Source organism: Rhodopila globiformis, assembly GCF_002937115.1.
GTDB classification, from domain to species: Bacteria; Pseudomonadota; Alphaproteobacteria; order Acetobacterales; family Acetobacteraceae; genus Rhodopila; species Rhodopila globiformis.
The window spans coordinates 1-11055 of record NZ_NHRY01000212.1; the positions used below are offsets into that span (position 1 = coordinate 1).

Annotated in this window: 17 protein-coding genes and 1 pseudogene; 11 read left to right on the forward strand and 7 right to left on the reverse strand. The window is 65.6% G+C overall.

What is annotated here, in order from left to right; translation table 11 throughout:
* Positions 1-96 (reverse strand): annotated as a pseudogene (locus tag CCS01_RS35350) (IS5/IS1182 family transposase); the annotation flags it as partial.
* Positions 97-376: 280 nt separating this feature from the next.
* Between CCS01_RS35350 and CCS01_RS19485 the strand changes: the two are divergent.
* From CCS01_RS19485 to CCS01_RS35355, 3 genes are read left to right on the forward strand one after another with little or no spacing between them, the layout of a single operon-like run.
* On the forward strand, positions 377-1336 hold the full coding sequence (locus CCS01_RS19485) for a DUF445 family protein (RefSeq protein WP_239992258.1): 960 nt from the start codon (positions 377-379) through the stop codon (positions 1334-1336).
* Positions 1337-1374: 38 nt separating this feature from the next.
* On the forward strand, positions 1375-1497 hold the full coding sequence (locus CCS01_RS19490) for a DUF445 family protein (protein WP_338049992.1): 123 nt from the start codon (positions 1375-1377) through the stop codon (positions 1495-1497).
* Between the two features lie 6 nt (positions 1498-1503).
* Positions 1504-1593 carry an NAD(P)(+) transhydrogenase (Re/Si-specific) subunit beta gene (locus CCS01_RS35355; RefSeq protein WP_239992262.1) on the forward strand — a complete coding sequence of 30 codons (90 nt, stop codon included), beginning with the start codon at positions 1504-1506 and terminating at the stop codon, positions 1591-1593.
* Positions 1594-1636: 43 nt separating this feature from the next.
* On the opposite strand, the gene CCS01_RS19495 is transcribed toward CCS01_RS35355, so the two are convergent.
* Together CCS01_RS19495 and CCS01_RS19500 are read right to left on the reverse strand one after the other, a co-directional pair.
* Positions 1637-2065, reverse strand: coding sequence for a type II toxin-antitoxin system VapC family toxin (locus tag CCS01_RS19495; RefSeq protein ID WP_158258497.1), 429 nt, complete (start codon positions 2063-2065; stop codon positions 1637-1639).
* On the reverse strand, positions 2062-2295 hold the full coding sequence (locus CCS01_RS19500) for a FitA-like ribbon-helix-helix domain-containing protein (RefSeq protein WP_146101850.1): 234 nt from the start codon (positions 2293-2295) through the stop codon (positions 2062-2064). The genes CCS01_RS19495 and CCS01_RS19500 overlap by 4 nt, the downstream gene beginning before the upstream one ends.
* 169 nt (positions 2296-2464) lie before the next feature.
* On the opposite strand from CCS01_RS19500, the gene CCS01_RS19505 reads away from it, so the two are divergent.
* Positions 2465-2656 carry a CopG family transcriptional regulator gene (locus CCS01_RS19505; protein WP_104520440.1) on the forward strand — a complete coding sequence of 64 codons (192 nt, stop codon included), beginning with the start codon at positions 2465-2467 and terminating at the stop codon, positions 2654-2656.
* Between the two features lie 308 nt (positions 2657-2964).
* Here CCS01_RS19505 and CCS01_RS33840 read toward each other — a convergent pair whose 3' ends face one another.
* Entirely contained in the window at positions 2965-3123 is a 159-nt protein-coding gene (locus CCS01_RS33840) for a hypothetical protein (RefSeq protein ID WP_158258498.1), read from the reverse strand.
* Positions 3120-3575: a MaoC family dehydratase gene (locus CCS01_RS19510; RefSeq protein ID WP_104520441.1), complete on the reverse strand. Its 456-nt coding sequence runs from the start codon at positions 3573-3575 to the stop codon at positions 3120-3122. The genes CCS01_RS33840 and CCS01_RS19510 overlap by 4 nt, the downstream gene beginning before the upstream one ends.
* 185 nt (positions 3576-3760) lie before the next feature.
* Between CCS01_RS19510 and CCS01_RS19515 the strand changes: the two genes are divergently transcribed.
* The 3 genes from CCS01_RS19515 to CCS01_RS19525 are packed head-to-tail and all read left to right on the forward strand — an operon-like array spanning position 3761 to position 4301.
* Entirely contained in the window at positions 3761-3922 is a 162-nt protein-coding gene (locus CCS01_RS19515; RefSeq protein WP_104520442.1) for an entericidin A/B family lipoprotein, read from the forward strand.
* A 30-nt stretch (positions 3923-3952) separates the two neighbouring features.
* A complete protein-coding gene (locus CCS01_RS19520; protein WP_104520443.1) occupies positions 3953-4135 on the forward strand; it encodes a CsbD family protein in 183 nt (60 codons plus the stop codon).
* 13 nt (positions 4136-4148) lie between these two features.
* Complete coding sequence (locus CCS01_RS19525; protein WP_104520444.1) at positions 4149-4301, forward strand: DUF3309 family protein; 153 nt, start codon at positions 4149-4151, stop codon at positions 4299-4301.
* A 351-nt stretch (positions 4302-4652) separates the two neighbouring features.
* Here CCS01_RS19525 and CCS01_RS19530 read toward each other — a convergent pair whose 3' ends face one another.
* Positions 4653-6194 carry a peptide chain release factor 3 gene (locus tag CCS01_RS19530; protein WP_104520445.1) on the reverse strand — a complete coding sequence of 514 codons (1542 nt, stop codon included), beginning with the start codon at positions 6192-6194 and terminating at the stop codon, positions 4653-4655.
* 242 nt (positions 6195-6436) lie between these two features.
* On the opposite strand from CCS01_RS19530, the gene CCS01_RS19535 reads away from it, so the two are divergent.
* Positions 6437-7738 (forward strand): class I SAM-dependent RNA methyltransferase, encoded by a 1302-nt coding sequence (locus tag CCS01_RS19535; RefSeq protein WP_239992264.1) that lies wholly within the window; start codon positions 6437-6439, stop codon positions 7736-7738.
* 37 nt (positions 7739-7775) lie between these two features.
* Here the strand turns inward: CCS01_RS19535 and CCS01_RS19540 are convergent, their stop codons facing one another.
* On the reverse strand, positions 7776-8093 hold the full coding sequence (locus CCS01_RS19540) for a hypothetical protein (protein WP_104520447.1): 318 nt from the start codon (positions 8091-8093) through the stop codon (positions 7776-7778).
* 902 nt (positions 8094-8995) lie between these two features.
* Here CCS01_RS19540 and CCS01_RS19545 point away from each other — a divergent pair.
* The 3 genes from CCS01_RS19545 (at position 8996) to CCS01_RS19555 (ending at position 10906) form a co-directional block, all read left to right on the forward strand.
* Complete coding sequence (locus CCS01_RS19545) at positions 8996-9646, forward strand: NUDIX domain-containing protein (RefSeq protein ID WP_104520448.1); 651 nt, start codon at positions 8996-8998, stop codon at positions 9644-9646.
* Positions 9643-10374 carry an alanyl-tRNA editing protein gene (locus CCS01_RS19550; protein ID WP_104520449.1) on the forward strand — a complete coding sequence of 244 codons (732 nt, stop codon included), beginning with the start codon at positions 9643-9645 and terminating at the stop codon, positions 10372-10374. Before CCS01_RS19545 ends, CCS01_RS19550 begins: the two co-directional genes overlap by 4 nt.
* Positions 10375-10513: 139 nt before the next feature.
* Complete coding sequence (locus CCS01_RS19555; protein WP_204848359.1) at positions 10514-10906, forward strand: CBS domain-containing protein; 393 nt, start codon at positions 10514-10516, stop codon at positions 10904-10906.
* The last annotated feature ends 149 nt before the right edge of the window (positions 10907-11055 follow it).

Sequence of the window (11055 nt, forward strand, 5' to 3'; positions counted from 1 at the left end):
GTTGTTCGCAGCGGTCACGCCAACGGACCCCGGACGGCCCGGCAAATGGTCCTTGATCCGCTCCCACTGGTCGTCGCGCAAGGCATGTCGATGCATCGGTCAGCCTCTCCAAAGCTGACTGCCTATGCATCGAAGAACCGGGGCTGCTGGAATCGGGAAGCCGCTTGTTGATCAACGATTCCGCCGCACTGTTGCAGCCCAGACCCACTCGGCTGGCTCCAATTGACGACACGCCCTAATGTGATTCGGTTCTTTCAGCGCGAATATGGCCTTGCCGAAACGGTCATGGAGTTTGATATCAGCAAACTCATGCTGCACGAGGAGAGCCCGTCGCGGGCGCCTCGGTGTCACCAATTTCCTTGAAGGACTTGCTCGATTGGACACCCTGGACGGGAAGGGCAACCCGGGCAACCTAGTGGCGCGACAGGCACTGCGGGCGGCCAAGCGCACTGCCACGCTTCTCCTTTGCATTCCATTGGCCGTCTTCGCGGCATCCTTTTTCGTACACCCCGGATTGGCTGAACGGCTCATGCGGGCCATTGGCGAGGCGGGCGCCGTCGGTGGTCTCGCGGATTGGTTTGCCGTCGAAGCACTCTTCCGGCACCCGCTTGGACTGCCGGTGCCGCATACCGCGCTGATTCCACGGCGCAAGGACATGATCGGCGTCGCCATTGGGCGTTTCGTGGAGAAGAACTTTCTGGACCACGAAAACCTGCTGACTGAGTTCCGGAAAGACGATCGAGCGGCACAGATTGCTGCCTGGCTCCAATCACCGGCAACCTCCTCAAATGTTGCCGAGAGTCTGGCGAGCAGTATGCTGCAGGCAGTGCGAAACGGAATGCTGTTGGACGCCGTCAGCGCGGCATTGCCGGTCATCCGGAGGCTCAGGAAAGCGTTTCGCGGTGACCTGGAAACCCTGATCGCGAATCTGACCGGCAAATTCGTCCCGAGCGTAATCGATCGATATCTTGTGGAGAAGTTGGAAACGGAAATCGACGCGTGGATCGAGCAACTGGAGACACCCAATAGTGCACAACGATTGGCGTTGGATGCATGGATCCGCGTCAAGGTGGAGCAGATGCCGGCCGAATGGCAGGAACCGATTCGAAAGGTCGCCCAGGAGGTCCAAAGCCTTGACGTCGTGTCCCGGCTTGGAAGTGGACGGCCGTCCGACGATCTCGTCGAAGCACTTTCCGTGATGATCACGATGTTGGGTGAGAAAATCGCCGGGTCGTCAGTGCTGCGGCACTCCATCAACACCGCGCTCGAGACGATGCTGGTCGACTATGTTGCCCCGTTCGGCACCCAGATCAGCGCCTACTTTCCCGCGTCGTAGCCAGTTGGAGTGCGGAAAAGATCACTTATGCCCTGGAGCTGCAGGTGGGGAAAGATCTTCAGTTCATCAGAATCAACGGGACCATTGTTGGGATGGCGGCCGGGGCGGCGCTTTTCGCGCTTGGTGAATTACTCGTATTCCTGCAGCAGATACGCTTCTGAAACTCAATGGCTTTGCTCCTCCGGCCGAACACGATGATGCTGTTCGGCGACGCGAAGAAGATGGCCGTGGAGATCGTGCAGAACCTGGGTCACTGATCCGGGCTGAGTGGTGTCGTAGTGGTCGGGCTTGCTCCGGCCATTATGATTCCGGGGGCATCGTATGAAGATTTGCACCGAGCGGCGCCCATTGGGTTCCCCGCAGCCGGTTGAGCAGGCGGCCGTCGGCGGTGACCAGCGTGGCGTGGCGGTCCTCGGCCAGGGCAAGGTAGAAGCAGTCGTAAACGGGATGATCCAGGTCGCGTGAGATTGCCACCGCACGCGGCGCGAGAGGGGCGAGCGGGATCAGATGGTCGAAGGCGAGCGGCAGGCGGGCAGCGGCGTGATCATGCTGCTCCCGCGTCATGCCGCCGGACCGGACGGCCTTCCAGCCGGCATTGGCGACCTCGGCGATGATCAGGTCGGGCGCGATCAGGGTGTGCGGTCCGGTCAGCAGGGCGGTTGCCTGGGCTGAACCGTCTTCCTCGATGAACCATTTCAGCGCGACGCGGGCATCGATGACGGCAATCACCGTTCGTCGCGGCTTTCGCGGACCAGATCCTCGGCGGGACGGTGCGGCTTGTTGGGTGTCGCGGCCCGCACAGCCGCGAATTCCTCGGCGAGATCGGCCCGGGGGTGACCGGCGGCGCGGGTGAGCACCTCGCGCAGTTCGGCCTCCAGGGACAGGCCGCGGGCGGTGGCGCGGGTACGCAGGGTGTTGAGGACGGAGGCCTCGACGTTACGGATCAAGACTTGGGGCATGACGCCGGACTTCGAGTGATAGCGATGATGCTATCGTGTGGATTTTCAGCGATCGTTGTCAAGCGGCGTCCGAAGAGGCGCCGGCATGGCACGCTGTGCCGATCCGGTCCTGAGCGGCGTCAGCCGATGTCACTGGCAAGCCACGGTTGCGCGTGCTATTTTTTGAAACATGGAGACCATCCCGCCCGCGGCCGAAAGTGCCATGGAGAAGCAGCAGCGGCTCGCCTATGAGGCAGATCTGCTGAGGGAGGCGTTCGCGGATGTTGCCGCCGGCCGGACCGTCGCGGAGGCCGAGGTGGATGCCTGGATCGACTGCCTCGGCACCAGGCATGAGCGGCCGTTGCCGGGCTCGAAACGCTGATCTGATGGTCCGATGCCTCGGCGGCTGCTGGCCGATGACCGCGTCCGCTATCCGGATGTCGTCGCCTGCGCCGGCCCGTCCTCCCATCCACCTGACAGACGCGACATCAACCCGCGCCGATCCCGCCGTTCAGGCGGATTCTCGGACGGTGCGAGCCGCCATCGGCCAACCCGGTCACTCCCAGCCCCGGCCGCATCAACGCCGCACGCCACCGCCAGCCTGAACCGCTGTCCCCGTCGTTCATGGCAGCCGAGTCAGCCATTGCGGCGGCATTGACCGCCGCAATTCAGGCAGCGACGCGCGCCGCTTCATCCGGTTGGATTGTCGCGGTCGGGCTCCTTCGCCTCCTCCCGCTGCCGCGCCTGCTCCTTGCGCTTGCGCAGGTTCTCCCGCAGCGCCGCCGCCTCCCGCGCCAGCCGATCGGCTTTGGGCTGCGATGTGGCGGGCTTTTCCGGCTTGCCGGTCATGCCGCGGGGCGCTTCCGCATCATCGCCTGGCGCTTGCAGATCGCCACCATCTCGTCGCGCTGGTTCCAGCAGGTGTGCTCGAACTCGACGATACCGACCGTCGGCCGCGACTTGCTTTCCCGCATGGCCAGCACTTTCGTCTTTGCCCGCAACGTATCGCCGTGGAACACCGGCTTGGGGAACCGGATCTCGGAGAAGCCGAGGTTCCCGACCGTGGTGCCCAGGGTGGTGTCGTTGACGCTGATGCCGACCATCAGGCCGAGGGTGAAGATGGAGTTCACCAGGCGCTGGCCGAACTCGGTTTCGGCGGCGAAGTGCGCGTCCAGGTGCAGCGGTTGCACGTTCAGCGTCAGGGAACTGAACAGCACATTGTCCATCTCGGTCACCGTGCGTGTCCATGGGTGATCGAAGGTCTGCCCGACCGAGAATTCCTCGTAATACAGTCCCGCCATGTGCCGTCGTCTCCGCAAGGTCCGAACCGACTCAAGCCCATCCGGGCCGGAAAGCCAAGGGAGCCGGTAGCGACCGTTGCGCGTCACGAAAAAGTAAACCGTATCGATGTGAACGCGATCGGGCGCGCGGCGTTCCTGGACGCGGCAACCTGGGTTCGCCTTTGCAACCTTGAACGGAGACACGGATGCGCAGACACGCACGACTTCTGCTGGCGCTTGCGGCCCTGCTTGCAGCCGCACCGATGCTGACCGCCTGCTACACCATGCGCGGCGCCGGCGAGGACCTGAACGCCGCAGGCAAGAAGCTCAGCGGTTCGGCGGAAAACCACACCAACTACCAGCCTTGATCGTTTTCCAGCAACAGAAGGGCAAACGCCATGGACAAGGATCGTATCGAGGGCACCGGGCACCAGGTGAAGGGCGCGATCAAGGAGGCCGCCGGCAAGGTTACGGGTGATACGAAAACCCAGGCCGAAGGCGCGGCCGAGAAGGCGGCGGGCAAGGTGCAGAACGCCGTTGGCAGGTTGAAGGACTCGGCGCGCGAAGCGCTGGACGAGTGATCGGGAGGGGAATTTGTACTGGATACTGGTTGTAATCCTGATTCTTCTGCTTCTGGGTGCCTTGCCGACGTGGCCTTACAGCGGCGGCTGGGGGTATTATCCGAGCGGTGGGCTGGGAATCATCCTGCTGATCGTGATCGTTCTCCTGCTGAGCGGGCGGATATAGCCTGATCAGCCATGATGCGGCGGCTAATACCAACCCGCCGAAAAATGGCTCCATCCATCGCACAGTAAGCCTCTGATATTGGCTACATCTTCGCAGTCGGGATGGGTGATTCTTTAGGCGGGTTGGTATAGGCGGCTTCTTTTGTCATGGCCGGATCCATAGCCTCTCCGTCATGGCCGGGCGTGACGGAGAGAGAACGGCCGCGGCACCAGATCCTTCTCCAACCGCCGCCCTATCCTGATACGCATGGGGGCACGCCCGGCCCTGACACAACCGCAACGATCCGCCGCATGTCGTGCCCACTCACTGCTCACGGTGAGCGACCGCGACCGTCCCGGCGAAGTCACGACATCAGGCCGCCAGCTTGTCGATGCGGATGTCCTTGATGTCCCGGAACGTCAGCGCCGGCGCCAGTTCCTCGGCGCGCCGCATCATGAAGTTCGATGTCGCCAGGAACACCGGGTCGCCGTCGACATCGTCGGCCATGCCGCTGCGGTTCTCGGAAATGAACTTCGCCAGCGCCGCCTTGTCGACGGAGAAGATCCACCGCGCCAGCGCGAACGGCGACGCCTCGAACCCGATCGCCACGCCGTACTCCGCCCCGAGCCGCGCCTGCAGCACATCCAGCTGCAGCGTTCCCACCACGCCCACCAGCGGCGCGGACCCGTCCTGCGGGCGGAACAGCTGCACCACCCCTTCCTCGGCCAGTTCCACCAGCGCCTGGCGCAGCTTCTTCGCCTTCATCGCGTCATCCAGCCGCACCCGGCGGAGGATTTCCGGCGCGAAGTAGGGAACGCCGGTGAACTGGATGTCCTCGCCCTCGGTCAGCGTGTCGCCGATGCGCAGGGTGCCGTGGTTGGGGATGCCGACGACGTCGCCGGCGAACGCCTCGTCGGCGATCTCCCGCTCGCGGGCGAAAAAGAACTGCGGCGCGTGCAGCGGGATCTGCTTGCCGGTGCGCACCTGTTTCAGCCGCATCCCGCGCGTCAGCCGCCCGGAGCAGACGCGGGCGAAGGCGATGCGGTCGCGATGGTTCGGGTCCATGTTCGCCTGGATCTTGAACACCAGCGCGGTCAGCCCGGCCTCGGTCGCCTCCACCGTGCGCTTGTCGCCCGGCTGCGCCCGCGGCACCGGGCCATACTCCGCCAGCCCGTCCAGCAGGTCGGAAACGCCGATGTCCTTGATGGCGCTGCCGAAATACACCGGCGTCAGGTGGCCGGCGTTGAAGCTCTCCAGGTCGAACTCCGGCAATGCGGACCGCACCAGGTCCACCTCGTCCGCCACCGCCTGCAGCCGCGGGTCGGATTGCGGCAACTCGCTGGTCAGGTGCATCGCCCGCTTGCGCAGGTCGTAAGTGCCGGCGAACTCCGCGGCGCGGCCGACGGGCCAGGTCACCGGCGTGGTGTCCAGCGCCAGGGTCGAGGCGATCTCGTCCAGCAGCTCGATCGGGTCGCGCGACTCACGGTCCATCTTGTTGATGAAGGTGATGATCGGGATGTCGCGCAGGCGGCAGATCTCGAACAGCTTGCGGGTCCGCGCCTCGATGCCCTTGGCGGCGTCGATCACCATCACCGCGGAGTCCACCGCCGTCAGCGTGCGGTAGGTGTCCTCGGAGAAGTCCTCGTGGCCCGGCGTGTCCAGCAGGTTAAACACGCAGCCGGCATACTCGAACGTCATCACCGAGGTGACGACGGAAATGCCGCGGTCGCGCTCGATCTTCAGCCAGTCGGACTGGGTGCGCCGGCGGTCGCCCTTGGCCCGGACGTTGCCGGCGAGCTGGATCGCGCCGCCGGCCCGCAGCAGGTGCTCGGTCAGCGTGGTCTTGCCGGCGTCGGGGTGGGAGATGATGGCGAAGGTGCGGCGGCGGGCGATCTCGGTGGTGGCGTCGGGCATTCCTGGGCTTTCGTGTCGTTGGCAAGAAGGCGAGGGGCGCTGCCCCTCGACCCCGCAAAGGGGCGGAGCCCCTTTGATCCCGTCTAATAAGGGGTTTCAAAGGGAGGGGCTACAAGGTCGTTGATAGGTCCGTGTAGCCCCTCCCTTTGAAACCCCTTAATGGGTTCCAAGGGCCGCCGGCCCTTGGCGGGTCCAGGGCGGAGCCCTGGCCTTGTCTTTCCACGCCCCGAGAGTCTCAGCCATTGCCCGCACCCCGCAAACCACCGTCGCCTGCCGCCGTTCGCATCGACCGCATGGGGGCGGAGGGCGACGGCATCGGCCGCCTGCCGGACGGCAAAGCCGTCTATGTGCCGCTGAGCCTGCCGGGCGAGCAGGTGCTGGCGCGGCCGGTGCGCCCTGTGGGCGACGGCTGGCTGGCGGTTGCCGAAACGGTCGAACAACCGGACGAGGCACGGGTGGCGCCGCCGTGCCGGCATTTCGGCCGTTGCGGCGGCTGCGTCCTGCAGCACTGGCAGGACAGCGCCTATCGCGCCTGGAAGGCCGGGCTGCTGTCCTACGCGCTGCGCCAGGCCGGGTTCGCCGTGCCGGAGACGCTGGAGTTCCACCCGGGCCTGCCCGGGGAGCGGCGGCGGATCGACTTCGCGGTGCGCCGCGCCGGCGGCCGGATCATCCTCGGCCTGCACGCGCCGCGTGCCACCGAGGTGATCGACCTGACCGATTGCCTGGTGCTGCACCCAGCGTTGATGGCGCTGATGGCCCCGCTGCGCCCGCTGCTGGGCGGGCTTCGGGCCGTGAAGCGCGAGGCGTCGGTGGTGATCAACCTGCTGGACTCCGGCCCCGACCTGCTGCTGCGCTCCGACGCGCCGCTGTCGCTGGACGACCGCAACGCGCTGACGGCGTTCGCCCGGGCGCACAACCTGCCGCGCGTCTCCTGCGCCGCGCCGGGCGAAACGCCGGAGACCATCTGCCTGCTGCGCCCGGCAACGACCACGCTGTCCGGCGTGACCGTGCGTCCGCCGCCGGGCGCCTTCCTGCAGGCCACGGCGGAAGGCGAGGCGGCCATCGTCCGGGCCGTGCTGGCGGGGCTGCCCGGGCGCATCACCGCCAAGACCCGCATCGCCGAGCTGTATGCCGGCTGCGGCACGCTGACGTTCGCACTGGCGCAGGCAGTCCGGGTCGCCGCCTTCGAGGGCGACCCCGACGCAATCGGCGCCTTGCGGCAGGCCGTCAACCAGGGCGGCCTGGCCGGTCGGATCGAGGCGGCCCAGCGCCACCTGACGCGGCAGCCGCTGTCGGCCAGGGAACTTGGCGCATTCACCGCGGTGGTGCTCGACCCGCCGCATGCCGGCGCGGCGGCGCAGATTGCCCAGGTCGCGGCCGCGGGCGTGCCGATTGTGATCTATGTCAGTTGCAATCCGGCGACGCTCGGGCGGGATGCACGGACTATGCACGGTGCCGGTTATCGCCTGGCGGGCGCCGCGGCGATCGACCAGTTCCTCTGGTCCGCCCGGCTAGAGAGTGTCTGCGTCTTCCGGCGTGGGTGACGGCCGAGCTGATCGTCGGCTACCGTCGCTTCCCCAATCACTTGTGCATCGGTACGTGATCTGCCGCGTGATCCAGCATCTGGGCGCTCATCGCCGTCCGCGCAGCGGCCTCAACGCATGTGGGATCCACCTTCAGATGGGCGCCTGTTCTTGCGCTGAGCTGCTGCAGGCGGGAGTCCCAGCCGTAGAGCCGGTAGCCGATGACCGATGCGCCGCATGGTGCCCCATCGCTGACGGCAAAGGCCAGCTCGATGCCGTCAGGCTCGCCGTCAGCCTCGCTTGGCACGGGCGAACCGAGCGAGACGTACAGAACATCGGATAACTGGCCGTAAGACGCCTGCAGAAGCGTGCCCATCACACGTTGCCCTTTGCCGGAACCCACAGCACCGTATGGTTTGCCAGGTCCCGAAAATCGTTCCCGTACGCAGCAGGTACTGCCAACCCTCTGAAAGGATAAACAAAAACCGCCAGCGGTGAGCGGCTTCGCTGGCTTGTGATTATCTGCTACGAAAATGCGGTCTCGCAGGGTCATCGTCCCATCGTCATGGCCGGGCGTGTCCCTGCGGGATGCACAGATCTCTGAAACGATTAGGCGATATCCCGTGTTATCAACGGGTTAGGGGAAATTTTTGTATATACAGAAATTTTTGGACAACCCGCTGATAACAAAAGACTTTTTCAGATAACCGAAGGTCGTTTCAGGGATGTGTGTACGCGACAGGGCGTGTCCCGGCCATCCACCCCCCCCGCCGTCGCAGCGCCGGTGGCCATTATCCCAGGCCGTGACCTTGATACAGCCACCGCCGGATATTGCTCTGCAGCGTGCCGATGCCTGGTCCATTCGCTTGTTACAGATCCGGCCCTCATTGTTTTGGCCATGATCGGCAAAGCACGGCGATCAGCGCCCAGCCATCGCCGGCCGCAGGTTGTCCGAATCCTTTCTCTGCGGGCTCCGCGCCCCGCTCTGCGGTCTCTGCGTTGCAAAAATGCGGTGCCGCAACAAAGACCGACGTTGCCGGTGAGCCGCCCAACCTCCAAAGCCGGCGGCGCCCCGGCCACCGCGATTCAACGCTGAGTTCGCAGAGCGGTGCGCAGAGCGGTGCGCAGAGCGCGCAGAGAAGAAATCAGGCGACCCACGGTCGCGGTGGCTCGAACGCGGCCGGGTGGTTCCCGTCGCAACGCGCGGCCCGGCATTCAGGACGGCCGGATCCATAACCGCCGTTGCGACCCGTCCCGCCCACGCCTACAACCTCCGCCATGTCTCACCGCCCCGCCACCGCCCCGATCCCATCCGCCGCCGATGCCGTCATCGAATCCCAACAGCAGGTCTGGTCCGGCCGGTTCCCGCTGGAGGTGGTGAAATTCCGCAACCGCCGCTTCGACGGCACGCTGTCGGAAACCCGCACCTGGGAACTCTGGCGCCGCGGCCACGCCGCCGCGCTGGTGCCGTATGACCCGGTCGCCGACGCCGTGGTGCTGATCGAGCAGTTCCGCCTGCCCGCCCTCGCCGCCGGCCTCGACCCGGTGCTGGTCGAACTCCCCGCCGGCCTGTGCGAGCCCGGCGAGGATCCCGACGAGACGATCCGCCGCGAAATGCTCGAGGAAATGAACCTCGCCGCGGATCATGTCGAGCCAATCGGCGGCTACCTGCTGACATCCGGCGGCTCCGATGAATTCTGCCACCTCTACGCCGGACGGGTGATCGCCCCACCCGCGGATGCCGATGGGATTGCCGGCTTAGGGGGCGCGATCGCCGAGCACGAGGACATCCGCATCCGCGTCTGGCCCGCCGCCCGGGCCATCGAGGCGGCGTTCGCCGGCCGCTTCACCAACATCATCACCGCCATCGGCCTGTTCTGGCTGGCGGCGAAACGCGACACCCTGCGGCAGACCTGGAGCACGTTATGACCCAGCCCCTGTTCCTGGACACTCCGACGCTTGCCAGCACGACGGCGACGGTCGTGGAGGCCGGGCCCGGCGGCATCGTGCTCGACCGCACCGTGTTCTACGCCCGCGGCGGCGGCCAACCCGGCGACACCGGCGTGTTGCGCTGGAACGGCGCCGAAACGCCGATCGGCGATACGGTGAAGGGCGAGGGCGACGCCATCGTGCATGTGCCGGCGGCCGATGCCCCTCTGCCGCCGGTTGGCACGCAGGTCGAGGCGGTTATCGACTGGCAGCGCCGGTATGCGCTGATGCGCATGCACACCGCGATGCACCTGCTGTGCAGCCTGATCAAGGGCGCCGCCGTCACCGGCGGCTCGGTCGGCGCCGATAAGTCGCGCCTGGATTTCGACCTGCCCAACCCGCCGAAGAAGGAGGACATCGAGGCGCACCTGAACGCCCTGATCGCGGCGGATCACCCGGTGCGGATCGAATGGGTGGAGGAATCGGTCCTGGATACCGATCCGGGCCTGGTGCGGACAATGTCGGTCAAGCCGCCGCGCGGCACCGGGCGGTTGCGGCTGATGCGCATCGGAGCGGACGACGGCCTCGTCGACCTGCAGCCCTGCGGCGGGACGCATGTTTCCCGCACCGGCGAAATCGGGCCGATCCGCGTGCTGAAAATTGAGAACAAGGGAAAACAGAATCGTCGTATCATCATTGCACCGGCGGACGCTGCCGGGAACGCCTGATCCTGTCCGGTGGCTGAACATTCGGTCACGGGCTTGGACGCAACGATCGAATGCCTATCTGCAAGAAGATAGTTGTTGCATAGCAGGAGCGGTTTCCATGCACATTTCCGACGTATTACGCGGCAAAGGTCACGAGGTCGTGAAAGTCCGTACCACCGATACGGTGCAGGCTGCCGTCCGCAAGCTGTCCGAGCATCGTATCGGCGCCGTCGTGGTGGAGGACGCCTGGATGCGGAACGCCGGCATCTTCTCCGAGCGGGATTTCGTCAACGCGACGGCAGAGTATGGCGCCGAGGCGCTGCTGTTCAAGGTGGAGCGGCTGATGAGCAGCCCGATGGTGACCTGCCGCCCGACTGACAAAGTCGAGACCGCCCTGGCGGCAATGACCCTGGCGAAGATCCGCCACCTGCCCGTCGAGGAAAACAGCCGCCTGATCGGCATCGTTTCGATCGGAGATCTTGTGAAGAACCGTCTCGACGAGAAGGCGCTGGAGGCCAACGTGCTGCTGGATATCGCCCGGCTGCACGCATAGAGTTATTATTGCGGCGTTATGGCTGCCTTCCTGTCGTCATGGCCGAGGTTGTCGCCGCAGGCGCTGGCATAGTGGGACATGAGGCACAGTCGTTCCCGCATCGTCATGGTGGGCGAAGGCCCACCATCCACGCGTTTGCACGGCCTCGA

Coding starts and splice junctions, on each gene's coding strand:
- CCS01_RS35355 (WP_239992262.1), top strand. CDS start 1,504: ATGGCTTTGCTCCTCCGGCCGAACACGATGATGCTGTTCGGCGACGCG.
- CCS01_RS19500 (WP_146101850.1), bottom strand. CDS start 2,295: ATGCCCCAAGTCTTGATCCGTAACGTCGAGGCCTCCGTCCTCAACACC.
- CCS01_RS19505 (WP_104520440.1), top strand. CDS start 2,465: ATGGAGACCATCCCGCCCGCGGCCGAAAGTGCCATGGAGAAGCAGCAG.
- CCS01_RS33840 (WP_158258498.1), bottom strand. CDS start 3,123: ATGACCGGCAAGCCGGAAAAGCCCGCCACATCGCAGCCCAAAGCCGAT.
- CCS01_RS19510 (WP_104520441.1), bottom strand. CDS start 3,575: ATGGCGGGACTGTATTACGAGGAATTCTCGGTCGGGCAGACCTTCGAT.
- CCS01_RS19515 (WP_104520442.1), top strand. CDS start 3,761: ATGCGCAGACACGCACGACTTCTGCTGGCGCTTGCGGCCCTGCTTGCA.
- CCS01_RS19520 (WP_104520443.1), top strand. CDS start 3,953: ATGGACAAGGATCGTATCGAGGGCACCGGGCACCAGGTGAAGGGCGCG.
- CCS01_RS19530 (WP_104520445.1), bottom strand. CDS start 6,194: ATGCCCGACGCCACCACCGAGATCGCCCGCCGCCGCACCTTCGCCATC.
- CCS01_RS19540 (WP_104520447.1), bottom strand. CDS start 8,093: ATGGGCACGCTTCTGCAGGCGTCTTACGGCCAGTTATCCGATGTTCTG.
- CCS01_RS19545 (WP_104520448.1), top strand. CDS start 8,996: ATGTCTCACCGCCCCGCCACCGCCCCGATCCCATCCGCCGCCGATGCC.
- CCS01_RS19550 (WP_104520449.1), top strand. CDS start 9,643: ATGACCCAGCCCCTGTTCCTGGACACTCCGACGCTTGCCAGCACGACG.